This window comes from Variovorax jilinensis (genome assembly GCF_030316885.1).
Taxonomy (GTDB): Bacteria; Pseudomonadota; Gammaproteobacteria; order Burkholderiales; family Burkholderiaceae_C; genus Variovorax; species Variovorax jilinensis.
Window position 1 is genome coordinate 571851 of record NZ_JASZYQ010000002.1, and the last position, 24712, is coordinate 596562.

Consider the following 24712-nt stretch of genomic DNA (forward strand, 5'->3'; position numbering starts at 1 on the left):
CCCACTCTCCAATGATCAAGACTTTCATCGACAAACTCCTCGGCAAGTCCGGGGGCGCGGCCGCCACCGGCAAGGCCCGCTTCGGCAAGCGCCAGGAAGTGGCGGCCTCCGTGCACGGCATCGATCCCGCACTGGTCGACGAGCGCGCCAAGAACGTGGTGACCACGCTGCAGCAGGCCGGCTACGAGGCCTACGTGGTCGGCGGCGCGGTGCGCGACCTGCTGCTGGGCCTGCGGCCGAAGGATTTCGACGTCGCCACCAACGCCACGCCCGAGCAGGTCAAGAGCCTGTTCCGGCGCGCCTTCATCATCGGCCGGCGCTTTCGCATCGTGCACGTGGTGTATGGCCGCGGTCGCGAGCACGAGGTGATCGAGGTCTCGACCTTCCGCGCCTACATGGACAACGCCGGCGCCGAGCAGGTGGCCGGCAACGAGCGCACCAGCAAGGGCGAGCTCGCGGGCATGAAGCACGCGGTCGATGCCAGCGGCCGCGTGCTGCGCGACAACGTCTGGGGTCCGCAGGAAGAAGACGCGGCGCGCCGCGACTTCACGGTCAACGCGATGTACTACGACCCGGCCAGCCAGGTCGTGGTCGACTATCACAACGGCATCAAGGACGCCAAGAAGCTCACGCTGCGCATGATCGGCGACCCGATCACCCGCTACCGCGAAGACCCGGTGCGCATCATTCGCGCCATCCGCTTCTCGGCCAAGCTGGCGGCGCTCGGCTTCAAGCTCGAGCCCAAGACCGCGGCACCGCTGGTGGCGTCGGCCCGGCTCCTGTCGGACGTGCCGCAGAGCCGCCTGTTCGACGAGATGCTCAAGCTGCTGCAGACCGGTCATGCGGTGGCCACGGTCGCGCAGTTACGCAAGCTCGGCCTCGCGACCGGCATCTATCCGCTGCTCGACATCGTGGTCGAGCGCGCCGACCAGCCCTTCGTGCAGGCCGCGCTGCAGGACACCGACCGCCGCGTCGGCGAGGGCAAGCCGGTGGCGCCGAGCTTCCTGCTGGCCTGCGTGCTGTGGGCCGACGTGCGCGACGGCTGGGCCCAGCGCCTCGAGGGCCGGCACGGCCAGCGGCCGCAGGCCTCGTTCCCGGCGCTGCAGGACGCGATCGACGACGTCTTCAATGCGCGCATCGGCGACGTCTCGGGCCGCGGCAAGCTGGCGGGCGACATGCGCGAGATCTGGATGATGCAGCCGCGCTTCGACAAGCGCAGCGGCGCCACGCCCCACAGCCTGGTCGAGCAGGCGCGCTTCCGGGCCGCCTTCGACTTCATGCGGCTGCGCGCCGACGTCGGCGAGGTGAGCGAGGCGATCGCCGAGTGGTGGCAGGAGTTCAGCACCGCCGACGACCTGCGCCGCCAGGACCTGATGGACCAGGTGCGCGACGAGCAGCACAAGAAGACCCGCCAGCGCGTGCCCGCGCGCGCGCCGTCCGAGGCGCAGCCGGCCCCGCGCCGCGCCGCGGCGGCCGCGCCGGCCTTCGGCGATGAGGGCGAGGCCGATGACGACACCCGCGCCGTGCCGCCCGATGGCGAGGCCGTCGATGCGCCGCGCAAGCGTCGGCGTCGCCGCAAGCCGCGCACCGGTGGCGGTGGCGGCGGCGGCGGTGGCGCGGAGGGTGGCGAGGCCGGCGCAGCGGCCGGCGAATGAGCCTCCGGAGCGCCTTCGTCGCGGTGGGCGCCAACCTCGGTGAGGCCCGCGCCGCCGTGCTGCAGGCGATGGATGCGCTGGACGCCTTGCCGCAGACCCGCGTGGCCCGGCGTTCCTCGCTCTACCGCAGCGCGCCCGTGGATGCGGGCGGGCCCGATTTCATCAACGCCGTGGTCGAACTCGAGACCGGGTTGGCACCGCTGGCGCTGCTGGCCGAGCTCCAGCGGCTCGAGGCCGAGGCAGGGCGCGAGCGCCCCTACCGCAACGCGCCGCGCACGCTCGACCTCGATCTGTTGTGCCACGGCGACACGGTGCTCGACAGCGCCACCCTGACGCTGCCGCACCCGCGCATGAACGAGCGTGCCTTCGTGCTGCTGCCGCTCGCGGAAGTCGCGCCCGCTCAGGTCACGGCCCACCAGCTCGCACAGGTGGCCGGCCAGCGGATCGAGCGGCTGTAAGGGCGGCGGACGGCCCGCCCAGTACACTTGCGCGGATTTTTCACGATGGCGTCACAAGCATGTGCTTGGGGCTGCCGGGAACCCAGGAGAGCGCCATGTTCGGCAAGCTGCTGCCCCGCGAGGGGAATTTTTTTGAGATGTTCAACCAGCACGCCGACCGCATCGTCGAGGCCGCGCGCGCTTTCGAGCAACTGGTCGCCAACTACAACGACCTGCATCTTCGCGAGCAGTACAACCGCGACGTCGACAACGCCGAGCGCGCCGCCGACCGGGTCACGCACGACGTCAACCGGCTGATCCACAAGACCTTCATCACGCCGATCGACCGCGAGCAGATCCACAAGCTCATCAACACCATGGACGACGTGGCCGACCTGATCCAGGATTCGGCCGAGACCATGGCGCTGTACGACGTGCGCCACATGACGGACGAGATCACGCGGCTCACGGCGCTCAGCGTCAAGTGCTGCGAGCGGGTGAAGGACGCGGTCAAGTTCCTCGCGAAGATCGCCGACCCGGCCACGGCCGAGGCCGTGCTCAAGACCTGCGAGGAGATCGACCGCCTCGAATCCGACGCCGACCGCGTGATGCGCAGCGCCATGAGCAAGCTGTTCCGCGAGGAGCCCGACGTGCGCGAGGTGATCAAGCTCAAGGCCATCTACGAGCTGCTCGAGACCATCACCGACAAATGCGAAGACGTCGCCAACGTCATCGAGGGCATCGTCCTCGAGAACTCCTGATCCCCGGACGCTCGAATGGCAACGGTTCAGGTCGCCCTCTGGGTGGTGGTGGGGTTGGTCGTACTGGCGATCGCCTTCGACTTCATGAACGGCTTCCACGACGCGGCGAACTCCATCGCCACCGTCGTCTCGACCGGGGTGCTCAGGCCCGGCCAGGCCGTGGTCTTCGCGGCCTTCTTCAACCTGATCGCCATCTTCGTGTTCCACCTGAGCGTGGCGGCCACCATCGGCAAGGGGATCGTTGCGCCCGGCGTGGTCGACGTGCACGTGGTCTTCGGCGCCCTGATCGGCGCCATCAGCTGGAACCTCGTCACCTGGTACTACGGGATTCCGAGCAGCTCGTCGCATGCGCTGATCGGCGGCATCGTGGGCGCCGTGCTCGCCAAGGCGGGCTCCGGCTCGCTGATCGCCGCGGGCATCTGGAAGACCGTGGCCTTCATCTTCGTCTCGCCGCTGCTGGGCTTCCTGCTCGGCTCCTTCATGATGATCGTGGTCGCCTGGGCCTTCAGGCGCGCCACACCCTCGCGCGTCGACCGCTGGTTCCGCACGCTGCAACTGGTCTCGGCGGGCGCCTACAGCCTGGGCCACGGCGGAAACGACGCGCAGAAGACCATCGGCATCATCTGGATGCTGCTGATCGCGACCGGCTACACAGCCGCCGATGCCGCGCTGCCGCCGACCTGGACCATCGTCACCTGCTATGCCGCGATCTCGCTCGGCACCATGTTCGGTGGCTGGCGCATCGTGAAGACGATGGGGCAGAAGATCACCAAGCTCAAGCCCGTGGGCGGCTTCTGCGCCGAGACCGGCGGCGCGCTGACGCTGTTCCTGGCCACTGCGCTGGGCATCCCGGTGTCGACCACCCACACCATCACCGGCGCGATCGTCGGCGTCGGCTCGGTGCAGCGCGCCAGCGCGGTGCGCTGGGGCGTGGCGGGCAACATCGTCTGGGCCTGGGTGCTGACGATTCCGGCGTCCGCGTTCGTGGCTGCAATTGCCTACTGGCTGGGGCTGCAGATCTTCTAGGGCCAGCCAACGCCATTTCCGGCGATCGCGATGTCAGGTGGCGCCAACGGCCCCGACCGACGCGGCTATTGCGAGATCTTCCGCCCCTCTTCCACCTGGTGCTCGAAGTAGCGCTGGAAGCTGAAGGCGATGCTGGCCATGAGGATCGTGCTGCCGAAGAACAGGGAAAGCACCACGGCGCCAATCGTGAGCCAGCCGGTGTTGCCGGCCGCCGTGTCGGCGCCCGCGCCGGCGTTGTAGCGGGCATTCCATTTCTCGGGCGTCATGAGGCCGTAGACGATGGCGGTGAGGGCGCAGCCTGCGATCGTGAAGCCCAGCAGCGGGATCAGCGCCCAGCTGAGGCCATCGTCGACGCCGTGCAGGCGCACGCGCTCGATGCCGTAGAGGCCGAGCGCAGTCGGGATCGGAAGCAGCCAGCCCAGCATGCTGCCGAAACCGCGCAGGTAGAAGCAATGCAGGCCCAGCGGCCCGCCCAGGAAGGCCAGCCAGGCCGCGATGGTCTTGTTCTTCATTCCGGTCGCGTGGTGCTGCCTTCGCCCAGCGTCTTCTCCATCAGCACGACATCGCGCCATTCGCCGAACTTCCAGCCGCAGTCCTTGAAGACCCCGACGTGGCCGAAGCCCTGGGCGCGGTGCACGCCGATCGAGCCCGCGTTGGCGGAGTCGCCGATCACCGCGATCAGCTTGCGCACGCCCGCCGCCTCGGCCGCGTCTGCGAGCGCCGCCAGGAGCCTGGCGCCCAGGCCCTGGCCGCGCGCAGCCTCTGCGAGGTAGATCGAGTCCTCGGCCGAGAAGCGGTAGGCCGGGCGCGGCTTGAACCAGTTGCAGTACGCGAAGCCGAGCAGTTCGCCGTCGCGCTCGGCGACCAGGTAGGGCAGGCCCTTGGACAGCACGTCGGCGCGGCGCGAAGCCATGTCGGCAGCGCTCGGCGGCTCGGTCTCGAAGGTGCCTGTGCCGTGCAGCACGTGGTGGGCGTAGATGGAGGCGATGGCGGCGACGTCTTCGTCGCGGCTGGGACGGATCTGGATCATTCGGGGGCCTGGCGAGGCCAGAAATTGGGGAAAACGGGACTGCGGGCTATAATCGTGGGCTTTTCAGCGTGCGCTGGCCGGGTGGCCATGTCGCGTGTCTCGCGCTGGAAGAACACTGTGGGGCAGGCCTCTATCGGGTTTGCTGCACCCCCAAGGATAAATCATGGTCGTCATTCGACTCTCCCGCGGCGGTTCCAAAGGCCGTCCGTTCTTCAACATCGTCGTGTCGGACAAGCGCGTTCGCCGCGATGGCCGCTTCATCGAGCGCCTGGGCTTCTACAACCCGACCGCCAAGGAAAACGAGGAAAGCATCCGCATCGCGCAGGACCGCCTGACCTACTGGAAGAGCGTCGGCGCACAAGCCTCGCCCACGGTCACGCGCCTGATCAAGCAGGCCGCTGCCGCGGCCCCCAAGGCTGCGGCCTGAGCCTGCAAGCCAGGCGATGCTGCCCACGCTCGAAGCCGCCGAACTGCCGGCGGACGCGATCGAAGTAGGGCGCATCGCCGATGCCTGGGGCATCAAGGGCTGGTTCAAGGTCCTGCCCCACAGCGCCGAGCCCGAGGCGCTCTTCTCTTCCAAGCGTTGGTTGCTCCAGCCTCCGGGCGCCGCCGGCAACCAGGCGTTCAGGCTCGCGATCCGCGAAGCCAAGGAACACTCCGACGTCATCGTCGCCTCGTCCGAGGCGGTGCCCGACCGAAATGCGGCCGAGGCGCTGCGCGGGGCGCGCGTGTTCGTGCCGCGCTCCAGCTTCCCGACGGCCGGCGTCGACGAGTTCTACTGGGTCGACCTGATCGGTCTCGCGGTGGTCAACCGTGAAGGCGTGGCGCTGGGCAGCGTGCGCGAGCTGCTGGCCTCGGGGCCGCAGACCACGCTGGTGCTCGACGCCGTCGAGGACGGCAAGCCGGTCGAGCGCATGGTGCCGTTCGTCTCGGTGTTCGTCGACAAGGTCGACCTGGCCGGCCGCCTGATCACGGTCGACTGGCAGCCCGACTACTGAGCGCGACCGCGCTCCCGCTCCTTCCTCCGGCGCCCATGCGCTTCGACGTCCTCACGCTATTCCCCGAACTGTTCGCGCCCTTCCTCGCGAGCGGCGTCACGCGCCGCGCCTTCGAATCGAAGCAGGTCGAGGTCGTGCTGTGGAATCCGCGCGACTTCGCCGAGGGCAACTACCGGCGCGTCGACGACCGGCCCTTCGGAGGCGGTCCCGGCATGGTCATGATGGCCGAGCCGATGTCTGCCTGCCTCGATGCGGCGCTGGCGGCGCGTGGAGGTCCCGCGCCCGTGGTGCTGTTCTCGCCGACCGGCGAGGTGCTGCGCCACGCGACGGTCGAGCAGTGGTCGGCCGGCGACGGCGCGGTGCTGGTCTGCGGCCGCTACGAGGGCATCGACCAGCGCTTCATCGACGCCCGCGTCACCCACCAGCTGAGCCTGGGCGACTTCGTGCTCTCGGGCGGCGAGATCCCGGCCATGGCCTTGCTCGATGCGGTCGCGCGGCTGCAGCCCGGTGTGCTGGGCGACGAAGCCAGCCATGTGCAGGACAGCTTCAACCCGGCGCTCGACGGCCTGCTCGACTGCCCCCACTACACGCGGCCCGAGCAATGGCGCGGCGTGGGCGTGCCGGCGCCGCTGCTGTCGGGCCACCACCTGCAGATCGAGCGCTGGCGTCGCGACCAGCGGCTCGCGATCACGCAGGACAAGCGCCCCGAACTGATCGCGGCCGCCCGCCTCGCCGGCGCCCTGAACGCCGACGACGAGCGGGCGCTCAAAAAAAAGCTATAATCGTCGGCTCCCCGATCCTCTGGCCGGCCGCGCCCCATTTGCCACGCTCATGCATGGCGGATTCCCAGGGCGCCTTTTGTGTAGCGCGGACAAGATCGAATCCAGGAAAACATGAACCTCATCCAGACTCTCGAGCAGGAAGAAATCACCCGGCTCAACAAGCAGATCCCCGACTTCATGCCCGGTGACACGGTCATCGTCAGCGTGAACGTGGTCGAAGGCACGCGCAAGCGTCTGCAGGCCTACGAAGGCGTCGTGATCGCCAAGCGCAACCGCGGCCTCAACAGCGGCTTCATCGTGCGCAAGATCTCGAGCGGCGAAGGCGTGGAACGCACGTTCCAGACCTACAGCCCCCTGATCGCCAAGATCGAAGTCAAGCGCCGCGGCGATGTCCGCCGTGCCAAGCTGTACTACCTGCGCGAGCGCAGCGGCCGTTCGGCGCGCATCAAGGAAAAGCTGCCGGGCAAGGCCCCGTCGGCAGCGGCAGCCAAGTAAGCAGGGCGCCCCTTGGACATGCAGAAAGCCGCCGATCGAGGCGGCTTTTTGCATTGGTGCCGAAAATGCGGCCCCGCTTCGTGACTTTGTTCGACACCCCGCGGCGCGATGGCGGGGTTTTTGCGTTTTACTCAAGGGAACACCTGTCTTGAAGACCACCCCACCGCCCGCCATGCGCGCTTCGCCCGTCGAAACCATCAATGCCGTCGTCACGCCGGCATTGCGGTCCTTCGACCCGCGCTCGGTGCCCGCGACCGGGGTCGACAGCCACCTGCCCCCCGTCGATTCGCAGCGCATGGCCCCCAAGGCCCTGCGTGCGCGATTCGCCATGCCGCCCGTCTGGACGCCTGAACTGCGCAGCGAGCCGCGCATGTTCGACCGCGCGCCCGCGCAGGCCGCGGTGCTGGTGCCGATCGTGATGCACGACGAGCCGACCGTGCTGCTGACCGAGCGCAGCACGCAGATGACGAACCATTCGGGCCAGGTCGCGTTCCCGGGGGGGCGGGTCGATCCCGAGGACGCCAACATCTGTGCCGCGGCCCTGCGCGAGGCCTGGGAAGAGGTCGGCCTGTCGGCGACCTACATCGAGGTGCTGGGCAGCCTCTCCACCTACACCACGGTCACGGCCTTCGTCGTGACGCCGGTGGTGGCGCTGGTGCATCCGGGCTTCGAGCTCAAGCTCAATCCCTACGAGGTCGGGGACGCCTTCGAGGTGCCGCTGTCCTTCCTCATGAACCCGGCCAACCACCACCGCCATGCCTTCGCCGACCTCGAAGGCAGGTCGCGCGAGTGGATCTCGATGCCCTATCGCGACGGCCCGCACGAGCGCTACGTGTGGGGCGCCACGGCCGGCATGCTGCGCAATCTCTATCGCTTCCTGAGCGCCTGAAGCCGGTCCCCGACGGGGTTCTAGAATCCGCCGATGAGCTTCTTTGCGATTCTCTGTGCGCTGTTGATCGAGCAGGTCCGGCCGCTGGCCTACAACAATCCGGTGTATGGGGGCGTGCTCGCCTGGACGCGCTGGACCAGCCGCAACTTCGACGCCGGCAAGCCGCACCACGGCTGGATCGCGTGGAGCATCGCCGTGCTCACGCCGACGGCGCTGGCGCTCGGCGTGCACTGGCTGCTGATCTACACGCTCGGCCTGCCGTTCGCGGTGCTGTGGAGCATCGCGCTGCTCTACGTCACGCTGGGCTTTCGCCAGTTCAGCCACCATTTCACGGGCATCCGCGACGCACTCGACGAAGGCGACGAGGCCCTCGCGCGTTCCTTGCTGGCCCACTGGAAGCAGGTCGATGCCGCGGGCCTGCCGCGCAGCGAGATCGTGCGCCACGTGATCGAGCATTCGGTCATCGCGGCCCATCGCCACGTGTTCGGCGTGCTGGCCTGGTTCTCCATCCTCGCGGCGATCGGCCTCGGCCCGGCCGGCGCGGTCTTCTATCGCATGAGCGAGTTCGTCTCGCGCTACTGGGCCCACAAGAACGGTGCCTCGATGCAGCCGTCGAGCGTCTGGGTGCAGCAGGCGGCGGCGCGGGCCTGGAACGCGATCGACTGGCTGCCGGCGCGCATCACGGCGCTGGGCTTCGCGGTGGTCGGAAGCTTCGAGGAAGCCATCGACTGCTGGCGCAACGATGCGCGGCGCTTTCCGAACGGCAACGACGGCGTGATCCTCGCGGCCACCTCGGGCGCGGTCAACGTGAGCCTCGGCGGGGGCACGCTCAGCGCCGTGCCGGTCTCCGACGCGCTGTCGCGCGCCCAGGCCGGCGAATCCTTCGCCGGCGGCGCCGCGGTGGATGGCGGCAGCACGCCGGGGCGCGAGCCCGAGCCCTTCCACCTGCGCAGCGTGGTCGGCCTGGTGTGGCGCTCGGTCGTGATGTGGATGGTGCTGCTGGCCCTGCTGACGCTCGCCCGGCTGCTCGGATGAGCACCCGCTTCTGGAGCCCGCGGATCGCGGCGCTCGAGCCCTACGTGCCCGGCGAGCAGCCGCGCATCGCGAACCTGGTCAAGCTCAACACCAACGAGAACCCGTACCCGCCATCGCCGCGCGCGATCGATGCGATCCGGCGCGCCGCCGAGCAGGGCCTCGAGCGCTACCCCGATCCGGAGTCCACCGCGCTGCGCGAGACGATCGCCGCGCACCATGGCCTCGAATCCGCGCAGGTCTTCGCGGGCAACGGCTCCGACGAAGTGCTCGCGCACGCGTTCTTCGCCTTCTTCCAGCATGCGGGCGAGCCGCTGCTGATGCCCGACATCACCTACAGCTTCTATCGCGTCTATGCGCAGCTGTATCAGATCGATTGCGAACTGCAGCCGGTCGACGAAGCGCTGCGCATCGATGTCGATGCGCTGGCCGCGCGCGCCCGCGCGGGCCGCTGTGCCGGCATCGTGATCGCCAATCCCAATGCGCCGACGGGTATCGGCCTGCCGCTCGAGCGCATCGAGGCACTGCTCGAGGCCAACCCCGAGCGGGTGGTGCTGGTCGACGAGGCCTATGTCGACTTCGGTGGCCGGAGCGCGGTGCCGCTGATCGCGCGCCACCCGAACCTGCTGGTGGTGCAGACGCTGTCGAAGTCGCGTTCGCTGGCCGGCCTGCGCGTGGGCTTCGCACTCGGCCAGTCGCATCTCGTCGATGCGCTGCAGCGCGTCAAGAACAGCTTCAATTCCTACCCGCTCGACCGGCTCGCGAGCGCCGGTGCGGTCGCGGCGCTGGAAGACGAGGCCTGGTTCACCCAGACCCGCGACGCCGTGGTCGACACCCGCGAAGGGCTCGCATTGCAGCTCGAGGATCTCGGTTTCGAGGTGCTTCCTTCAGAGGCCAACTTCCTGTTCGTGCGCCATCCCGCGCACGATGCGGCCGCGCTCGCGGCCGGGTTGCGCACGCGCGCGGTGCTGGTCCGGCACTTTGTGCAGCCGCGCATCGCTCAATATCTGCGCATCAGCGTGGGCACGCGGGACCAGTGCGGGGTGCTGGTGGCGGCGCTCGGCGATATCCTGGCCGGCGCGTAGTCAATACCGCGTCTGGCTCAGCTCCGCGAACAGCTCGCCGTAGATCCGGTAGCGCGAGGCGCTGATGCTGCCTTCGTGCGTGGCCGTGGACACCTGCGCGATCACGCCGCAGCCCGGTTCATGCAGGTGGGTGCAGTTGTAGAACTTGCAGGCCGTGGCCTCGGCCGCGATGTCGGGCATCAGCTGCGCGAGCTGCATCGGCGCGATGTGGTGCAGACCGAATTCCTGGAAGCCCGGCGAATCGATCAGCGCCGTGCTGCGCGCCGCATCGACCCAGTACCAGGTGGTGCTGGTGGTCGTGTGCTTGCCCGAGTTGAGCGCCTGCGAGATCTCGCCCGTGAGCGCGCTGGCGCCCGGCACCAGCAGGTTGATCAGCGTGCTCTTGCCGGCGCCCGAGGGGCCCAGCACCAGCGTGACCTTGCCGGCCAGCAGCGCGTCCAGTTCGGCCCGGCCCGCGCCGACCTCGGCGCGCAGCGACATCGGCAGCACGCGATAGTCCATGCGGCGATAGGGCGCGAGGCGGCTCCAGGCGCGTTCGAAGGGCGTCGCCAGATCGCTCTTGTTGAGCGCGATCACCGGCGTGATGCGTTCGGCCTCGGCTGCGATCAGGGCGCGCGTGAGCTGTGTCTCCGAGAATTCCGGCTCGGCCGCGATCAGGATAAGGACCTGGTCCAGGTTGGCTGCAAAGGACTTGGTGCGGATCTCGTCGCGGCGGTAGAACAGATTCCTGCGAGGCAGCACCTTCTCGATCGTGCCCTCGTCCTCGGTCGCCTGCCAATGCACGCGGTCGCCGACCAGCGCCTGGCTCTTCTTGCCGCGCGGATGGCAGATCAGGCGCTCGCCTTCGGGCGTCTCGACCATGCAGTGGCGGCCGTGACTCGCGACCACCAGGCCCTCGCGCAGGGCGGCGCCGGCGTTGCCGCCGGGCTGCTGCTTAGCCAAGGCGGTGGCCCGCGCAGGCAAGGGGGTTCATGACAGGAGCGCGTCGGCCTGGGCCGCGCACTCGAAATCGGTCGCCGACAGGCCCTTGACGTCGTGGGTGTTGAAGCGCACGACACAGCGGTTGTAGTGCACCGACAGATCGGGGTGGTGGTCCTGCCGGTGCGCCACCAGCGCCAGCGCGTTGACGAAGGCGATGGTCTCGAAGTAGTTGGCGAAGGCGTAGGTCTTTTCGATCGCCACGTCGGCGCCGTCGCCCGTGAGCTTCCAGCCGTCGAGCCGGGCCAGGCTGGCCACGATCTCGGTGGCGCTCAGCGCGCGGCGCGGATGGCCCTTCCAGTCCTGGATCTTCAGCATGCTGCTCATGGTCGGCTCCGGTATCAGGCAGCCTGCATCCGGGCGAGGCGCTCGGAGGCGGGCGGATGCGAATAGTAGAACTTCACGAAGACCGGGTCGGGTGTGAGGGTCGAGGCGTTGTCCTTGTAGAGCTTGAGCAGCGCGGCCGAAAGGTCGGCCCCGCTGGTCTGGGCGATCGCGTAGGCGTCGGCCTCGAACTCGTGCTTGCGCGAGATCCGCACCGGCAGCGGTGCGATGAAGAAGCCGAACACCGGCATCACGAGCATGAACAGCAGGATCGCGAGCGCATCGTTCGGCGCCGCGAGGTTCGGCTGCACGCCCAGGCCGGTGTAGAACCAGGTGTGGGCCGAGAGCCAGCCCAGCAGCGCGAAGCCCGCCAGGCTCAGCGCGAACATCGCGGCCATGCGCTTCATCACGTGCTTGTGGCGGAAATGGCCGAGCTCGTGCGCGAGCACCGCCTCGACCTCGCCGGCATCGAGCTGGCGCAGCAGCGTGTCGTAGAACACCACGCGCTTGCTGGCGCCGAAACCCGTGAAGTAGGCGTTGGCATGCGCGCTGCGCCGGCTGCCGTCCATCACGAACAGGCCCTTGGCCGCGAAGCCGCAGCGCTGCATCAGCGCGTTGACCCGTTCCTTGAGCGCGATGTCGTCGAGCGGCTTGAACTTGTTGAACAGCGGCGCGATGAAGGTCGGATACACCAGCATCAGCAGCAGGTTGAAGCCCATCCAGGCGGCCCACGCCCACAGCCACCAGAGCTGGCCCGCGGCGCCCATGAGCCAGAGGATCAGCGCTGCGATCGGCAGGCCGATCAGAACGCCGAGCAGCACGCCCTTGACCGAATCGGCCAGCCACAGACGCCAGGTCATCTTGTTGAAGCCGAAGCGTTCCTCGAGCCTGAAGGTCTGCCAGAGCGTGAAAGGCAGTTCGGCCAGCGCGCCGATCAGCGTGAAGGCGGCCAGCAGCGCGAGCTGCTGCCACATGCCGCCGCCGAGCCAGTCGAGCAGCACGCGGTTGAGCAGGTCGAGGCCGCCGAACAGGGTCCAGGCCAGCAGCACGGCTGCGCCCCAGGCCATCTCGATCAGGCCGAAGCGGGTCTTGGCGACCGTGTAGTCGGCAGCCTTCTGGTGCGCGGCCAGCGTGATGGCCTGCTCGAAAGGCGCCGGCACCGCGTGCCGGTGGCGCGCCACATGGCGCACCTGGCGGCTGGCGAGCCAGAACTTGACGGCCAGGCCCGCGACCAGCGCGAGCGCGAAGGCCATCGTGAGGATGAGGGGAGCGGCAAGGGGCGTCGGCATGGCGGTCGAGTTTAGCCCCGGCCTCCGCGCGAGCGGCCGGCAGAGTCCCTGCCGGGCCATCGACGACAATCGACCGATGCCTGAATCCACCGACACGACCGCGCCCGCCACGCTCAAGAAGAGCGATCAGAACCTCGTCTGGCTCGATTGCGAGATGAGCGGCCTGGACCCCGAGAAAGAGCGCCTGCTCGAGATCGCGGTGGTCGTCACCGGCCCCGACCTGACCCCGCGCATCGAGGGACCGGTGCTCGTGATCCACCAGAGCGATGCCGTGCTCGACGCCATGGATGCCTGGAACAAGGGAACGCACGGGCGCAGCGGGCTGATCGACAAGGTCAAGGCCTCGGAGATCGACGAGGCCACGGCCGAGCGGCAGCTGATCGATTTCATCTCGCGCTACATCCCGAAGGGCGGTTCGCCGATGTGCGGCAACACCATCGGCCAGGACCGGCGCTTCCTGGTCAAGTACATGCCCAAGCTCGAGGCCTATTTCCACTACCGCAACCTCGACGTCAGCACGCTGAAGGAGCTGGCCAAGCGCTGGAAGCCGGCCGCCTACAACGGCTTCAAGAAGCAGCAGGCCCATACGGCGCTGGCCGACGTCCATGAGTCGATCGAGGAACTGGCCCACTACCGCGATACCTTCCTTCGTTTGCAGGATTAGGTAAAAACCCGAGTTCGTGCCATAATCGCAGGCTACGCTGAACAAGAGATTTTTATTCAGCGTTTTCTTGCATCTCCCTATCTTGCACATCGCGCCTGAGGTTTGAGGGCTTCCACTCGTTGGAACCCCACCCGAAAAGGCCGCAGCGAAGACGAAAGTCGAATGCTGAACGTCGTTGGATGGTTGATGTTTTTCACCACCCGACGGAGCGCCGCCCACGGCAGCGCTTGCGTTTGAGATTGAACAAATGACCGACGCTTTTGAAGCGCAGGGCGAATTCGCGCCTGTGCAATCCGATGATTTCGCAGTTTCCCCCGTGACCGACGTCGCGGGCGAATCGAACGCCGCCCCGGTGGCCACCGACACGTCCGTGCTCGAGGCCCTGGATGCGGTGGATACCACCCCCGCCGAACCCAAGCTGCCGAACGGCTTCGTGAAGCTGGGCCTCGCGCCCGAGCTGATCGCCGCCGTGGAAGACCTGGGCTTCACCCAGCCGACCACCGTGCAGGAGCAGGTGATCCCGCGCGCCATGACAGCAAGCGGCGGCGCCGGCCGCTTCGTCGACCTGATGGTCTCGAGCCAGACCGGCAGCGGCAAGACCGCCGCCTTCCTGCTGCCCGTGCTGCACACCCTGCTCCAGCGCCAGGCCGAAGCCGAAGCCGCCGCCAGGGCCGAGTTCCAGCGCCTGGCCGCCGAAGCCGCCGCCCGTGGCGAAGCGCCGCCCAAGAAGGCCAAGCGCAAGGACCCGACCAACACGCGCAACTTCAAGGCCGCCACGCCCGGCGCCCTGATCCTGTGCCCGACGCGCGAACTCGCGCAGCAGGTCGCCCATGATGCGATCGACCTGGTCAAGCATTGCCGCGGCCTGCGCATCGCGAGCGTGGTGGGCGGCATGCCCTACCAGCTTCAGATCGCCAAGTTGCAGAACGCCGACCTGGTGGTTGCCACGCCGGGCCGCCTGCTCGACCTCCAGCGCTCGATGCAGATCAAGCTCGACCAGGTCAAGTTCCTGGTCGTCGACGAGGCCGACCGCATGCTCGACCTCGGCTTCGCGGACGACCTCGCCGAAGTCAACCAGCTCACGATCGAGCGCCAGCAGACCATGATGTTCAGCGCCACCTTCGCGCCGCGCATCCAGCAACTGGCCCAGCGCGTGATGCGCGAGCCGCAGCGCGTGACCATCGACAGCCCGCAGGAAAAGCACGCCAACATCAAGCAGAGCCTGTTCTGGGCCGACAGCATGCAGCACAAGCGCAAGCTGCTCGACCACTGGCTGCGCGACACCACCATCAACCAGGCGATCGTCTTCGCGAGCACGCAGGTCGAGTGCGACGGTCTCGCCAACGACCTGCAGCAGGACGGCTTCAGCGCCGTCGCGCTGCACGGCGCGCTGAGCCAGGGCCTGCGCAACCGCCGCCTGATGGCGCTGCGCCAGGGCCAGGTGCAGATCCTGGTCGCGACCGACGTGGCCGCGCGCGGCATCGACGTGCCGACCATCACGCACGTCTTCAACTACGGCCTGCCGATGAAGGCCGAGGACTACACGCACCGCATCGGCCGCACCGGCCGTGCTGGCCGCGATGGCCTGGCGATCACCTTCGCCGAGCAGCGCGACCGCCGCCGCATCTTCGACATCGAGGCCTACACGCGCCAGCAGTTCAAGTCCGAGGTCATCCCGGGCCTCGAGCCGCAGCAGCGCGCGCCGCAATCGCGCCCGCAGGGCGACTTCGGTGGCCGTGGTGGCCGCGACAACTTCTCGCGCGATCGCAAGTTCGGCGGCGCCGGTGGTCATCGCGGTGGCAACGCGGGCGGCTACGGTGGTGGCGGCAGCAACTACGCGGGCGCCAGCGGCTTCAACGACCGCAATGCACGCGGTCCGGGCGCCGGCGCGCCGCGCGGCTTCCAGAACCCGGCCAACGCCGGTTTCGGCGGCGGCCGCGATGAAGGCGGCTACGGCCGCAAGCCGGGCTGGGGCGACAACGCGCCGCGCGGCAACTTCGGTGGCGGCCGTGGCGAGGGCTTCGCCCCGCGCGGCGGCGACGGCTTCGCACCGCGCGGCCATGCCGGTGGCCACGCCGGCCATGGCGGCGGCGGCAAGGTGTTCGTGCCGCGCGATGCGCAGAAGCCGCGCGGCTTCAAGCCCACGCGCTGACATTCAGGCGCGCGGTTCGTTCCGGACCGCATGGCGACAAAGATCGAGGCCCGCATTCGTGCGGGCCTTGTCGCATCTGAAGCCCGATAAGGGCTGGGAGGCTGCGGGAGATCGATCGCCGCCGTGCCCGCCCACGCACGCATGCAGGACCCGAACCCACCGATCGAGCGCACGGCTAAAATGTTTAGTTGTCAACTTTATCGGGAGAAGACATGAATCCAGCTTTCGAGGGACGCCATGCGGTCGTGACCGGCGCTGCGCGCGGCATCGGTGCCGAGATCGCGCGCACGCTGGCCGCGCAGGGCGCGCGGATCGGTCTGCTCGGGCGCGACCGCGCGGCGCTGGAGCGCGTGCGCGAGACGCTGCCGGGCGGCGGGCACGGCGTTGCCGCTGCAGACGTGGCGGACCCGGCCTCGGTGGCCGCGGCCTTCGAGGCGCTGCGGACGGACTGCGGCCCGGTGGCCATCCTCGTCAACAACGCGGGGCAGGCCGAGAGCGCGCCCTTCATGAAGACCTCGGTCGAGCTCTGGCAGCGCATGCTGGCGGTCAACCTCACGGGCAGCTTCCTGTGCGCGCAGGCCGCGCTGCCCGACATGCTCGACGCCGGCCGGGGCCGCATCGTCAACATCGCGAGCACTGCGGGCCAGAAGGGCTACGCCTACGTGGCCGCCTACAGCGCGGCCAAGCACGGTGTCATCGGGCTCACGCGCTCGCTGGCGCTCGAGCTGGCACGCAAGGGCATCACGGTGAACGCGGTGTGCCCGGGCTACACCGACACCGACATCCTGCGCGCCAGCGTCGCCAACGTGGTCGGCAAGACCGGGCGCAGCGAGGCCGATGCGCTGGCCGAATTCGCGGGAGTCAATCCGCAGCGGCGCATCGTGCAGCCGGCCGAGGTCGCGGATGCGGTGCGCTGGCTCTGCGGCGAGGCCGCCGCATCGGTGACAGGCCAGTCGATCTCGGTCGCCGGCGGCGAAGTGCAATGAGCGACGACCCGCACGATCCCTCGCGCGCGGCGCTCAGCGACGCCGAGGAGCTGGGCCACGAGGCCCGCGCCGGTCACGACGACCACGCGGTACTCAAGCTGTGGCTGCGCATGCTGGCCAGCACGACGCAGATCGAGGCCGAGATCCGCAAGCGGCTGCGCGAGCGCTTCGGCATCACCCTCGCGCGCTTCGACTACATGGCGCAGCTCTACCGCTACCGGGACGGACTCAAGATGCGCGTGCTCTCGCGCTACCTGATGGTGACCGGTGGCAACGTCACCGGCCTGACCGACGAGCTGGAGCGCGAAGGCGTGGTCTCGCGCACGCCGAGCCCGGACGACCGGCGCTCCTGGATCGTCAGCCTCACGGCCAAGGGCCGGCGCAACTTCGAGGCCATGGCGGCGGAGCACGAGCAGTGGATCCACGAGATGTTCGCGGGCCTCGACCTCAAGACCGTGCGCCAGCTGCACAGCCAGCTCGGCCAGCTGCGCGTGCACCTGATGCGCGGCGACGGCGCGGACGAGGCCGCGCCATGACCGCGGCGGCGCCCACGTTCCGCCGCGACAGGCCGATCCGCTTCTCGGACTGCGACCCGGCCGGGATCGTCTTCTATCCGCAGTACTTCGTGATGTTCAACGGCCTGGTGGAGGACTGGATCGACGCCCTCGGCATCGGCTACCAGCGGCTGATCGTGCAGCAGCGCGTCGGCCTGCCGACGGTGCGGCTCGAGGCCGATTTCCGCGCCGTGAGCCGCTTCGGCGACCGCGTCGCCCTGTCGCTCGCGGTGGAACGCCTGGGCGGCCGCTCGCTGACCCTGGCGCTGCAATGCACCGGCGTCGACGGCGAGCTTCGCATGCAGATGCGCCAGGTGCTCGTGACGACGTCGCTCGACACCCATCTCGCGATCGATGTTCCGGCGACGCTGCGCGACGCGATCCTGAGCGGCTCGCACTGATCGGGATCTCGTGCCGCGCCGCAGGGGTTGCGGCATGATCGACGTTCCGACCCTCAACGACCGAAAGCCCCGCATGGCACGCGACCAGAGCGCCGAGCCCGCCACCGATGTCGACCACAGGGCCGAAGCCCTGGCGAGCGCCTTCACCGAGCCAATGCCGAGCGTCGAGCAGCGCATGGCCGCCGGCAAGGCCCTGCGCGAACGTGTTCCGCGCGCCAGCCACGGCGCGTTCGAGCGCATGCCGAAGGTCGACCCGCTGGCGATCCTCGCGGCGCAGGCCACCAGCCGGCTCGCGGAGCTGGTGCCGGTGCGCCATGCGCGCATGCTTCAATCGCCGTTCGCCTTCCTGCGCGGCTCGGCCGCGGTCATGGCGGCCGACCTCGCAGGCAGTCCGGCCACCGGCCTGCAGGTGCAGGCCTGCGGCGACATGCACGTCGCGAACTTCGGCGTCTTCGCCTCGGCCGAGCGGCAGCTGGTGTTCGCGATCAACGACTTCGACGAGACCCGGCCCGGTCCCTGGGAGTGGGACGTCAAGCGGCTGGCGGCCAGTGCCTTCGTCGCGATGCAGCACCTGGGTGGCGACAAGTCCCAGCGCGAGGCGGCGGCCCGCGCCGCGGCCGAGAGCTATCGAATCCGCATGCGCCGCTACGCCGGCATGGGCCAGCTCGAGGTCTGGTACGACATGATCGACAGCAAGCGCCTGATCGAGTCACTGCCGCCGGGCCTTCGCGGTGCAGCCGGAGCGGTGCTCGACAAGGCCCGCCGCCGCACGCACATGCAGGTGCTCGACAAGATGACCGACCTGGTCGACGCGCAGCACCGCATCGTCGAGCAGCGCCCCTTCATCGTGCGCTCGGCCCTGACCTCGAAGGGGCGTCCAGTCGGCGAAGCCATCGGCCACTGCCTGGCCCAGTACCTCGACTCGCTCGCCCCCGAGCGCCGCCTGCTCCTGTCGCGCTACCGCGTGGTCGATGCGGCGCAGAAGGTGGTCGGCGTGGGCAGCGTCGGCACGCGCTGCTGGATCGTGCTGATGCGGGGCCGCGACGACGACGATCCTCTTTTCCTGCAGTTCAAGGAGGCGCAGGCGTCGGTGCTCGAGGCCTGGCTACCCGACGTGCCGGTGCCCGATGCGCCGACCAACCACGGCGAGCGCGTGGTGCGCGGGCAGCGACTGATCCAGGGTTCGCCCGACATCTTCCTGGGCTGGGGCGAGATCGACGGCGTGCATTTCTACATCCGCCAGCTGCGCGACATGAAGGGCGGCATGGACCTCGAGCCGGGCGAGACGACGCCGACCGGGCTCATCGAGTACACCCGGCTCTGCGGCTGGGCACTGGCGCTCGCGCATGCCAAGTCGGGCGACGCCGCGACGATCGGCGGCTATCTCGGCAAGTCGGACGTGTTCGACGATGCGCTGGTGGAATTCGCGACCGCCTATGCGGCGCAGACGCGCGCCGATCACGCCGCTTTCGAGGCGGCCGCGCGCGAGGGGTTGATCGAAGTGGCCGCGGTCGACAGGGCCTGAACACCGAAAGGCATGGCGGGGGGCGCCCGTCGATCCGCGGGCCCCGTGCAGCGCAGCGTGGGCATCGGACCTGCCGGATCCGGGCGAGTGCCACTTCGCGATTGCCGAAGGCTGGCTTCGGCATTCACTGATCCGCTCCGGGTTGTCGAGCGATAGAGTTCCGACGACCGCGCTTCGGGGCCTCGACCCGGCGGTCATTGCCACTCTGCCGGCCGCGCATGCGGTCCAGCCGGCGCATCGCTACTGCTCACCCATGAACGACCATCCAAGCCGCCACCTCGCCACCTTCGCCGCCGAGCTCTCGTTCGCGCAGATTCCCGAACCCGTGCTGCGGCGCGCCGAGGACCTGCTGCTCGACTGGCTGGGCTCGGTGCTGGCCGCGCGCGAGGCGAGGCCCGTGCGCAGCATCCTGCGCTTCGCCGAGGCCATGGGGCCCGCGGAGGGCGCGAGCGAGGTGCTGATCTCGCGCCGCGGCAGCTCGCCGGTCTTCGCGGCGCTGGTCAACGCCGCGGCCTCGCACTATGCCGAGCAGGACGACGTGCACAATGGTTCCGTGTTCCATCCGGCTGCCGTGGTCTTCGGGCCCGCCCTGGCCACTGCGCAGGCGCTGGGCGCCAGTGGCGCCCGCCTGCTGAGCGCGGTGGTCGCAGGCTACGAGACCGGAATCCGCGTCGGCGAATTCCTGGGCCGTTCGCACTACCGCACCTTCCACACCACGGCCACTGCCGGCACCCTGGCGGCCGCCGCGGCGGTCGGGCACCTGCTCGAACTCACGCCGGGCCAGATGCTTCATGCCTTCGGCTCCGCGGGCACGCAGTCGGCCGGCGTCTGGGAGTTCCTGCGCGACGCCGCCGATTCCAAGCAGCTGCATTGCGCCCATGCGGCGGCCAGCGGCCTGATGTCGGCGTGGCTCGCGAAGGACGGCTTCACCGGCGCGGCCCGGGTGCTCGAAGGCACGCAGGGCCTGGGCGTCGGCATGTCGACCGATGCCGACGCGTCGCGGCTCGTCGACGGCCTCGGCACCCGCTGGACCCTGGCCGAGACCTCGTTCAAGTTCCACGCCTCCTGCCGCCATACGCACCCGGCCGCCGATGCGCTGCTGCAGGTCATGAGCCAGCACGGGCTGCGGGCCGCCGACATCGAATGCGTCACGGCGCATGTGCATCAGGGCGCGATCGACGTGCTCGGTCGCGTGGGCGTGCCGTCCACGGTGCACCAGGCCAAGTTCTCGATGGGCACGGTGCTGGGCCTGATCGCGGTCAATGGCCGCGCCGATCTCGCGGGCTTCGATCGCGATTTCCTGGCGCCTGAAGTCGCGAGCCTGCGCGATCGGGTCCGCATGGAGCTCGACCCCGAGGTCGATGCGGCCTATCCGGCACGCTGGATCGGCAAGATCAGCCTGATCACCAGGGACGGCCGGCGCCTTTCGGGCCGGGTCGACGAACCCAAGGGCGACCCGGGAAATACGTTGAGCCGGACCGAGATCGAGGACAAGATGAAGCGCCTCGCGCAATACGGCGGGTCCGCCACGCCGCAGCAGACCCAGGCGCTGTGCGATCGGATCTGGTCGATCGCCGAAGCGCCGAATGTCGGCCGGATGATGGAAGACTGAAGAAACGGCCCGGGTCTTGTCGCTGCTCAGCGGGCCGATGTCGCCGTCGCCTGCGCGAGGTGGTCGAACAGCGCGCGCGCCGAGGCCGGCAATTGCTCGCGGCTGCGCGCCACGATCTTCAGTTCGCGCTCGGCCCAGCCCTCACCGAGCGCCACGGTCCGGATGCGCAGCGCCTTCGACAGCCGCTCCGCCGACGAGGCCGGCAGCACGCCGATGCCGACACCGGCCTCGATCATCAGGCAGATCGCCTCGAAGCTGCCGACCTGGATCCGCGGGCTGTAGCTTCGCCCCGCGAGCTCGGCCTTGCGCAACAGGAAGCGGTGGATCGCGCTGCCGTGCTGCAGTCCCACATGCTGCTCCTCCAGCGTGTCGACGAAGGACATGGCCGCCGCGTCCGCGAAGCGGTGCGTGGCCGGCACCACCAGCACCAGCTGGTTGCGTCCGAAGGGCAGGGCGTCGAAGTCACCGGTATGGACGTCGCCCGCGAGGATGCCGATATCCGCGCTGCCGTCGGCCACTGCCCGCACGATGTCTTCGCTGAGGTGTTCGCGCAGGTCGACCTGCACCGCGGGATGGCGGGCCAGGAAGCCGGCGAGTTGTTCGGGCAGGTATTCGGTGATCGAGGTGGTGTTGGCAAAGACCCGCACGTGGCCCTTGATGCCCTTGCCAAAATCCTGCATGTCGATGCGCAGGTGCTCCATCTGCTGCAGCACACGCCTGGCGTGAAAGAGCAATGCGTCGCCGGCGGCGGTGGTGCTGACACCCTGCGCCGTGCGGTGCAGCAGCTTGCCGCCGATCGCCTCTTCCATCTGCTTGATGCGGGTCGAAGCGGCGGCCAGCGAAAGGCAGGCCCGCTCGGCCCCGCGGGTCAGGCTGCGCGCCTCCACCACATAGGCGAAGAGCTTCAGGTCGAACAGGTCGAAGTGCAGGTTCACCGGCCCATTTTCGCGCGGCGCGATGCGGCGATGCCGAACGGGCTCAACGCGCGCGCAGCACCAGTGTCTGCACCGCCACGCCGATCGGTCCCTGTTCGTCGTACAGGCGCGACAGCGTGGTGCCCGCGCCGCCGGCATCGACCAGGGTCTCGGCGTTCAGGCCGATCCATTCGCCCTCGGGCGGCCGATGCAGATGCAGGCTCAGATCGGCGTTCGAGAACAGGAAGCCATCGATCGGCAGCACCCAGCTGAGCCCGTTGCCGAAATCGGCCGCGGCGGCCGCGCGCATGGCTGGCGAGTTGGGGATGCCGTCCACCAGCGGCAGCGCGAGCCGGAACCAGGCCGCACCGGGACCCGGCCGTGCGGCATCGCCCTGGGCGGCGAACGTCTGCAGGGCGTCGGCATGGAACGAGACGCCGTCGGGCAGGCCCGGGATGCGCAGCGGCTCGCTGCAATCGCGCGGCAGCGGCAGCAGCCGCGGCGCGATGGCCGCGGGCAGGTCGGATGGCAGCGTGAGTGCCTGGCTGCGCAGCATCAGCGCATGGGCGCGTGCCACCAGCGTCTCGCCTGCCAGCAGGTCGATGGTGACGCGCGAGGTCGAGCGGGCGGCCTGGGTGCTGCAGCGGGTGGCGAGCGGCGCCAGCGGCACCGGGCGGATCAGTTCGACACTGAGTCGCGCGAGCTGCCAGCCGGGCTCGGGCATGGCGCTCTCGGCCACGTGGGCGAGGAGCGCACTGGGTGCGCCGCCATGCTGCGCACGCGGGTCCCAGGGGCCGCGCGCGAGTTCGGAGGGGTGCCAGAGCTCGTCGACACGGCTGAAGACGGCGCGGGGGAGGGGGGCTGCGGTCATGGCGGGATTGTGCGGGTCGAAGCGCCCATGAAAAAAGCCTGCTACCGATGAGGCAGCAGGCTTTTCAAGAACCACGCGGGTAGGTTGGTGGTGGGCCCTGAGTGACTCGAACACTCGACCTACGGATTAAGAGTCCGCTGCTCTACCAACTGAGCTAAGAGCCCCTGATCGACATTTCTGTCATTCAGGCAATCCCACGATTATAGCCACAAGTTGAGCGCCCCGGGCTCAGGTGCGCTCAAAAATGCAGGCGATGCCCTGGCCGCCGCCGATGCACATCGTGACCAGGGCGTAGCGGCCCTGGATGCGCTCGAGCTCGTACAGCGCCTTGACCGTGATCAGCGCGCCGGTGGCGCCGACCGGGTGACCGAGCGAAATGCCCGAGCCGTTCGGGTTCACCCTGGCCGGATCGAGGCCCAGGTCCTGGGTCACGGCGCAGGCCTGGGCCGCGAAGGCCTCGTTGGCCTCCACCACGTCCATGTCGGAGGCCTTGAGGCCCGCCTTCTCGAGCGCCTTGCGCGATGCCGGCACCGGGCCGATGCCCATGTAGGCCGGGTCGACCCCGGCGAAGGCGTAGGCCACGACGCGCGCCAGCGGCTTGAGGCCGCGGCGTGCGGCCTCTTCCTTTTCCATCAGCACCACGGCGGCCGCGGCGTCGTTGACGCCAGAGGCATTGCCCGCCGTGACCGTGCCGTTCTCCTTGAGGAAGGCCGGCTTGAGCTTGCTCATGTCCTCGAGCCTGGCGTCGTTGCGCACGTGCTCGTCGGTGTCGAAGTACGTGGTGCCCTTGCGGGTCTCGAGCGGCACCGGAACGATCTGCGACTTGAAGTAGCCGTCCGCGATCGCCTTCTGCGCGCGCTGGTGGCTGGTGAGCGCGGTCTGGTCCTGGGTCTCGCGGCTGATGCCCCATTTCTTGGCGATGTTCTCGGCCGTGATGCCCATGTGGACGGTCTGGAACGGGTCGTGCAGCGCGCCGAGCATCATGTCGACCATCTTGCTGTCGCCCATGCGTGCGCCCCAGCGCGCGGTGAGCGAGGCGAAGGGTGCGCGGCTCATGCTTTCGGCGCCACCGCCGACCGCCACCTTGGCATCGCCGAGCTGGATGCTCTGCGCGGCGCTGACGATCGCCTGCAGGCCCGAGCCGCACAGGCGGTTGACGGTGAGTGCGGGCGTTTCCTGGGCGCAGCCGCCTTCGATCGCGGCCACGCGGGCCATGTACATGTCGCGCGGCTCGGTGTTGATCACGTGGCCGAAGACCACGTTCTCGACGTCCTTGCCGTCGACCTTGGCGCGCGCGAGCGCTTCGCGGGTGACCAGCGCCGCGAGTTTGGTGGGCGGCACGTCCTTCAGGCTTCCGCCGAAGGTCCCGATGGCGGTGCGAACGCCGCTGACGACAACCACTTCCTTCATGTCTCGACTCCTTGGGCAATCAAAGCTTCGATGATGCCACCGCAGCCGAAGAAGGCCCCGGCGGCGCTACCATGGCCGCCCGACCAAGGAGCCTGCCCATGACCGAATCCGCCATTCCTCCCCGCCACGTGGCGATCACCGGTGCCGCGGGCGCGCTCGGCAGCGCGGTGGTCAGGCGTTTCATCGACGACGGTGCACGCGTGGCGCTGATCGACCATCGGCTCGATCATCTGGCGGCCGTGTTTCCGGGCCTGGACCCCGCGCGCCACCTGCTGCTCGAGGCCGACGTGAGTTCCCTCGAATCGACGGCCGCGGCCGGCAGCCGCATCCTCGGCGCCTTCGGCCGGATCGATGCGCTGATCCACATCGCCGGCGGCTTCGAGATGGGCGAGCCGGTGCATGCGCTGAGCCGCGCGGCCTGGGACCGCATGATGAATCTCAACGCCTGGTCCTTCGTGGCCGTGACGCAGGCGCTGGTGCCCGCGATGATCGAGCGCAAGGCCGGCCGCGTGGTGGCCGTGAGTGCCAAGACCGCCAGCCGCGGCGCCGCCTCGATGGCCGCCTACATCGCCTCGAAGAGCGCGCTGCAGCGGCTGGTCGAGGCCTCGGCCGCCGAACTCGCGCCGCACGGCATCGCGGTGAACAGCATCGCGCCGAGCGTGCTCGACACGCCCGCCAATCGCCGCGCCATGCCCGACGCGGACTTCAGCCAATGGGTCGACACCGCGGTCGCGGCGCAGACCGTCGCCTTCCTGGCCTCGCCGGCGGCCGTCGCGCTGCACGGCCAGCATCTGGCACTGGACGCCTGAACGACGGTGTCCGGCCGTTCGGTGGGGGAGAAT

27 protein-coding genes and 1 tRNA gene are annotated in these 24712 nt (G+C 69.2%); 19 read left to right on the plus strand and 9 right to left on the minus strand.

The features are described 5' to 3' along the window. The first annotated feature begins 11 nt into the window (after nucleotides 1–11). From pcnB to QTH87_RS09770, 4 genes are all read left to right on the plus strand, one after another. A complete protein-coding gene (gene pcnB / locus QTH87_RS09755) occupies nucleotides 12–1655 on the plus strand; it encodes a polynucleotide adenylyltransferase PcnB (RefSeq protein ID WP_286608714.1) in 1644 nt (547 codons plus the stop codon). Further along, nucleotides 1652–2113, plus strand: coding sequence for a 2-amino-4-hydroxy-6-hydroxymethyldihydropteridine diphosphokinase (gene folK / locus QTH87_RS09760; RefSeq protein WP_286608715.1), 462 nt, complete (start codon nucleotides 1652–1654; stop codon nucleotides 2111–2113). Before pcnB ends, folK begins: the two co-directional genes overlap by 4 nt. A 95-nt stretch (nucleotides 2114–2208) precedes the next feature. After that, entirely contained in the window at nucleotides 2209–2853 is a 645-nt protein-coding gene (locus QTH87_RS09765; protein ID WP_286608716.1) for a DUF47 domain-containing protein, read from the plus strand. Nucleotides 2854–2868: 15 nt separating this feature from the next. Continuing rightward, nucleotides 2869–3879, plus strand: coding sequence for an inorganic phosphate transporter (locus tag QTH87_RS09770; protein ID WP_286608717.1), 1011 nt, complete (start codon nucleotides 2869–2871; stop codon nucleotides 3877–3879). A gap of 65 nt (nucleotides 3880–3944) precedes the next feature. Here the strand turns inward: QTH87_RS09770 and QTH87_RS09775 are convergent, their stop codons facing one another. Both QTH87_RS09775 and QTH87_RS09780 read right to left on the minus strand, forming a co-directional pair. Further along, a complete protein-coding gene (locus QTH87_RS09775) occupies nucleotides 3945–4391 on the minus strand; it encodes a TM2 domain-containing protein (RefSeq protein ID WP_286608718.1) in 447 nt (148 codons plus the stop codon). Further along, nucleotides 4388–4909, minus strand: a complete 522-nt coding sequence (locus QTH87_RS09780; RefSeq protein WP_286608719.1) for a GNAT family N-acetyltransferase — start codon at nucleotides 4907–4909, stop codon at nucleotides 4388–4390. Before QTH87_RS09780 ends, QTH87_RS09775 begins: the two co-directional genes overlap by 4 nt. A 163-nt stretch (nucleotides 4910–5072) precedes the next feature. Here QTH87_RS09780 and rpsP point away from each other — a divergent pair, with 163 nt between their 5' ends. The 7 genes from rpsP (at nucleotide 5073) to hisC (ending at nucleotide 10190) form a co-directional block, all read left to right on the plus strand. Continuing rightward, entirely contained in the window at nucleotides 5073–5336 is a 264-nt protein-coding gene (rpsP, locus tag QTH87_RS09785) for a 30S ribosomal protein S16 (protein ID WP_028248676.1), read from the plus strand. Nucleotides 5337–5352: 16 nt separating this feature from the next. Beyond that, nucleotides 5353–5907, plus strand: a complete 555-nt coding sequence (rimM, locus tag QTH87_RS09790; RefSeq protein ID WP_286608720.1) for a ribosome maturation factor RimM — start codon at nucleotides 5353–5355, stop codon at nucleotides 5905–5907. Nucleotides 5908–5942: 35 nt separating this feature from the next. Next, nucleotides 5943–6689, plus strand: a complete 747-nt coding sequence (gene trmD, locus QTH87_RS09795; RefSeq protein ID WP_286608721.1) for a tRNA (guanosine(37)-N1)-methyltransferase TrmD — start codon at nucleotides 5943–5945, stop codon at nucleotides 6687–6689. Between the two features lie 111 nt (nucleotides 6690–6800). Continuing rightward, nucleotides 6801–7184 carry a 50S ribosomal protein L19 gene (rplS, locus tag QTH87_RS09800; protein ID WP_286608722.1) on the plus strand — a complete coding sequence of 128 codons (384 nt, stop codon included), beginning with the start codon at nucleotides 6801–6803 and terminating at the stop codon, nucleotides 7182–7184. A gap of 172 nt (nucleotides 7185–7356) precedes the next feature. Next, a complete protein-coding gene (locus QTH87_RS09805) occupies nucleotides 7357–8073 on the plus strand; it encodes a CoA pyrophosphatase (RefSeq protein ID WP_286609061.1) in 717 nt (238 codons plus the stop codon). Between the two features lie 33 nt (nucleotides 8074–8106). Continuing rightward, complete coding sequence (locus QTH87_RS09810; RefSeq protein WP_286608723.1) at nucleotides 8107–9108, plus strand: CobD/CbiB family protein; 1002 nt, start codon at nucleotides 8107–8109, stop codon at nucleotides 9106–9108. Beyond that, complete coding sequence (gene hisC, locus QTH87_RS09815) at nucleotides 9105–10190, plus strand: histidinol-phosphate transaminase (protein WP_286608724.1); 1086 nt, start codon at nucleotides 9105–9107, stop codon at nucleotides 10188–10190. Before QTH87_RS09810 ends, hisC begins: the two co-directional genes overlap by 4 nt. On the opposite strand, the gene rsgA is transcribed toward hisC, so the two are convergent. The 3 genes from rsgA to QTH87_RS09830 form a co-directional block, all read right to left on the minus strand. Continuing rightward, nucleotides 10191–11051 (minus strand): ribosome small subunit-dependent GTPase A, encoded by an 861-nt coding sequence (rsgA, locus tag QTH87_RS09820; RefSeq protein WP_286609062.1) that lies wholly within the window; start codon nucleotides 11049–11051, stop codon nucleotides 10191–10193. Nucleotides 11052–11159: 108 nt separating this feature from the next. Continuing rightward, nucleotides 11160–11495, minus strand: coding sequence for a 4a-hydroxytetrahydrobiopterin dehydratase (locus QTH87_RS09825; RefSeq protein ID WP_286608725.1), 336 nt, complete (start codon nucleotides 11493–11495; stop codon nucleotides 11160–11162). A gap of 14 nt (nucleotides 11496–11509) precedes the next feature. Then, nucleotides 11510–12781: a M48 family metallopeptidase gene (locus QTH87_RS09830; protein WP_286608726.1), complete on the minus strand. Its 1272-nt coding sequence runs from the start codon at nucleotides 12779–12781 to the stop codon at nucleotides 11510–11512. A gap of 76 nt (nucleotides 12782–12857) precedes the next feature. Between QTH87_RS09830 and orn the strand changes: the two genes are divergently transcribed. The 7 genes from orn to QTH87_RS09865 all read left to right on the plus strand — a co-directional run bounded on the left by orn (nucleotide 12858) and on the right by QTH87_RS09865 (nucleotide 20675). Beyond that, nucleotides 12858–13445, plus strand: coding sequence for an oligoribonuclease (orn, locus tag QTH87_RS09835; RefSeq protein ID WP_286608727.1), 588 nt, complete (start codon nucleotides 12858–12860; stop codon nucleotides 13443–13445). A 247-nt stretch (nucleotides 13446–13692) separates the two neighbouring features. Beyond that, the gene (locus tag QTH87_RS09840; protein ID WP_286608728.1) at nucleotides 13693–15597 is read left to right on the plus strand and encodes a DEAD/DEAH box helicase; all 1905 of its coding nucleotides are present in this window, start codon (nucleotides 13693–13695) and stop codon (nucleotides 15595–15597) included. 212 nt (nucleotides 15598–15809) lie between these two features. Beyond that, entirely contained in the window at nucleotides 15810–16583 is a 774-nt protein-coding gene (locus QTH87_RS09845) for an SDR family NAD(P)-dependent oxidoreductase (protein WP_286608729.1), read from the plus strand. Continuing rightward, the gene (locus QTH87_RS09850) at nucleotides 16580–17119 is read left to right on the plus strand and encodes a MarR family winged helix-turn-helix transcriptional regulator (protein WP_286608730.1); all 540 of its coding nucleotides are present in this window, start codon (nucleotides 16580–16582) and stop codon (nucleotides 17117–17119) included. Before QTH87_RS09845 ends, QTH87_RS09850 begins: the two co-directional genes overlap by 4 nt. Beyond that, nucleotides 17116–17538 (plus strand): acyl-CoA thioesterase, encoded by a 423-nt coding sequence (locus QTH87_RS09855; protein WP_286608731.1) that lies wholly within the window; start codon nucleotides 17116–17118, stop codon nucleotides 17536–17538. The genes QTH87_RS09850 and QTH87_RS09855 overlap by 4 nt, the downstream gene beginning before the upstream one ends. 34 nt (nucleotides 17539–17572) lie before the next feature. Further along, the gene (locus QTH87_RS09860) at nucleotides 17573–19063 is read left to right on the plus strand and encodes a DUF2252 domain-containing protein (RefSeq protein ID WP_286608732.1); all 1491 of its coding nucleotides are present in this window, start codon (nucleotides 17573–17575) and stop codon (nucleotides 19061–19063) included. A gap of 253 nt (nucleotides 19064–19316) precedes the next feature. Beyond that, nucleotides 19317–20675 carry an MmgE/PrpD family protein gene (locus tag QTH87_RS09865; protein ID WP_286608733.1) on the plus strand — a complete coding sequence of 453 codons (1359 nt, stop codon included), beginning with the start codon at nucleotides 19317–19319 and terminating at the stop codon, nucleotides 20673–20675. Between the two features lie 26 nt (nucleotides 20676–20701). Here QTH87_RS09865 and QTH87_RS09870 read toward each other — a convergent pair whose 3' ends face one another. The 4 genes from QTH87_RS09870 to bktB form a co-directional block, all read right to left on the minus strand. Beyond that, nucleotides 20702–21610 carry a LysR family transcriptional regulator gene (locus QTH87_RS09870; RefSeq protein WP_286608734.1) on the minus strand — a complete coding sequence of 303 codons (909 nt, stop codon included), beginning with the start codon at nucleotides 21608–21610 and terminating at the stop codon, nucleotides 20702–20704. A 43-nt stretch (nucleotides 21611–21653) separates the two neighbouring features. Continuing rightward, nucleotides 21654–22460, minus strand: a complete 807-nt coding sequence (locus tag QTH87_RS09875) for a thioesterase family protein (RefSeq protein WP_286608735.1) — start codon at nucleotides 22458–22460, stop codon at nucleotides 21654–21656. A gap of 88 nt (nucleotides 22461–22548) precedes the next feature. Further along, nucleotides 22549–22624 (minus strand) — tRNA-Lys (locus tag QTH87_RS09880). A gap of 64 nt (nucleotides 22625–22688) precedes the next feature. Beyond that, nucleotides 22689–23870: a beta-ketothiolase BktB gene (bktB, locus tag QTH87_RS09885; protein ID WP_286608736.1), complete on the minus strand. Its 1182-nt coding sequence runs from the start codon at nucleotides 23868–23870 to the stop codon at nucleotides 22689–22691. Nucleotides 23871–23968: 98 nt separating this feature from the next. Here bktB and QTH87_RS09890 point away from each other — a divergent pair, with 98 nt between their 5' ends. After that, nucleotides 23969–24679, plus strand: a complete 711-nt coding sequence (locus tag QTH87_RS09890) for an SDR family NAD(P)-dependent oxidoreductase (protein WP_286608737.1) — start codon at nucleotides 23969–23971, stop codon at nucleotides 24677–24679. The last annotated feature ends 33 nt before the right edge of the window (nucleotides 24680–24712 follow it).

What these genes read in the sequence shown, in the direction of transcription:
- trmD (WP_286608721.1), top strand. Translation starts at nt 5,943, where the DNA reads ATGCGCTTCGACGTCCTCACGCTATTCCCCGAACTGTTCGCGCCCTTC.
- QTH87_RS09770 (WP_286608717.1), top strand. Translation starts at nt 2,869, where the DNA reads ATGGCAACGGTTCAGGTCGCCCTCTGGGTGGTGGTGGGGTTGGTCGTA.
- QTH87_RS09855 (WP_286608731.1), top strand. Translation starts at nt 17,116, where the DNA reads ATGACCGCGGCGGCGCCCACGTTCCGCCGCGACAGGCCGATCCGCTTC.
- QTH87_RS09780 (WP_286608719.1), bottom strand. Translation starts at nt 4,909, where the DNA reads ATGATCCAGATCCGTCCCAGCCGCGACGAAGACGTCGCCGCCATCGCC.
- QTH87_RS09775 (WP_286608718.1), bottom strand. Translation starts at nt 4,391, where the DNA reads ATGAAGAACAAGACCATCGCGGCCTGGCTGGCCTTCCTGGGCGGGCCG.
- QTH87_RS09875 (WP_286608735.1), bottom strand. Translation starts at nt 22,460, where the DNA reads ATGACCGCAGCCCCCCTCCCCCGCGCCGTCTTCAGCCGTGTCGACGAG.
- QTH87_RS09890 (WP_286608737.1), top strand. Translation starts at nt 23,969, where the DNA reads ATGACCGAATCCGCCATTCCTCCCCGCCACGTGGCGATCACCGGTGCC.
- bktB (WP_286608736.1), bottom strand. Translation starts at nt 23,870, where the DNA reads ATGAAGGAAGTGGTTGTCGTCAGCGGCGTTCGCACCGCCATCGGGACC.
- QTH87_RS09810 (WP_286608723.1), top strand. Translation starts at nt 8,107, where the DNA reads ATGAGCTTCTTTGCGATTCTCTGTGCGCTGTTGATCGAGCAGGTCCGG.
- QTH87_RS09825 (WP_286608725.1), bottom strand. Translation starts at nt 11,495, where the DNA reads ATGAGCAGCATGCTGAAGATCCAGGACTGGAAGGGCCATCCGCGCCGC.
- rimM (WP_286608720.1), top strand. Translation starts at nt 5,353, where the DNA reads ATGCTGCCCACGCTCGAAGCCGCCGAACTGCCGGCGGACGCGATCGAA.
- rsgA (WP_286609062.1), bottom strand. Translation starts at nt 11,051, where the DNA reads ATGGTCGAGACGCCCGAAGGCGAGCGCCTGATCTGCCATCCGCGCGGC.
- rpsP (WP_028248676.1), top strand. Translation starts at nt 5,073, where the DNA reads ATGGTCGTCATTCGACTCTCCCGCGGCGGTTCCAAAGGCCGTCCGTTC.
- QTH87_RS09860 (WP_286608732.1), top strand. Translation starts at nt 17,573, where the DNA reads ATGATCGACGTTCCGACCCTCAACGACCGAAAGCCCCGCATGGCACGC.
- orn (WP_286608727.1), top strand. Translation starts at nt 12,858, where the DNA reads ATGCCTGAATCCACCGACACGACCGCGCCCGCCACGCTCAAGAAGAGC.
- rplS (WP_286608722.1), top strand. Translation starts at nt 6,801, where the DNA reads ATGAACCTCATCCAGACTCTCGAGCAGGAAGAAATCACCCGGCTCAAC.
- QTH87_RS09805 (WP_286609061.1), top strand. Translation starts at nt 7,357, where the DNA reads ATGCGCGCTTCGCCCGTCGAAACCATCAATGCCGTCGTCACGCCGGCA.
- QTH87_RS09840 (WP_286608728.1), top strand. Translation starts at nt 13,693, where the DNA reads ATGACCGACGCTTTTGAAGCGCAGGGCGAATTCGCGCCTGTGCAATCC.
- folK (WP_286608715.1), top strand. Translation starts at nt 1,652, where the DNA reads ATGAGCCTCCGGAGCGCCTTCGTCGCGGTGGGCGCCAACCTCGGTGAG.
- QTH87_RS09865 (WP_286608733.1), top strand. Translation starts at nt 19,317, where the DNA reads ATGAACGACCATCCAAGCCGCCACCTCGCCACCTTCGCCGCCGAGCTC.
- QTH87_RS09850 (WP_286608730.1), top strand. Translation starts at nt 16,580, where the DNA reads ATGAGCGACGACCCGCACGATCCCTCGCGCGCGGCGCTCAGCGACGCC.
- pcnB (WP_286608714.1), top strand. Translation starts at nt 12, where the DNA reads ATGATCAAGACTTTCATCGACAAACTCCTCGGCAAGTCCGGGGGCGCG.
- QTH87_RS09845 (WP_286608729.1), top strand. Translation starts at nt 15,810, where the DNA reads ATGAATCCAGCTTTCGAGGGACGCCATGCGGTCGTGACCGGCGCTGCG.
- QTH87_RS09830 (WP_286608726.1), bottom strand. Translation starts at nt 12,781, where the DNA reads ATGCCGACGCCCCTTGCCGCTCCCCTCATCCTCACGATGGCCTTCGCG.
- QTH87_RS09765 (WP_286608716.1), top strand. Translation starts at nt 2,209, where the DNA reads ATGTTCGGCAAGCTGCTGCCCCGCGAGGGGAATTTTTTTGAGATGTTC.
- hisC (WP_286608724.1), top strand. Translation starts at nt 9,105, where the DNA reads ATGAGCACCCGCTTCTGGAGCCCGCGGATCGCGGCGCTCGAGCCCTAC.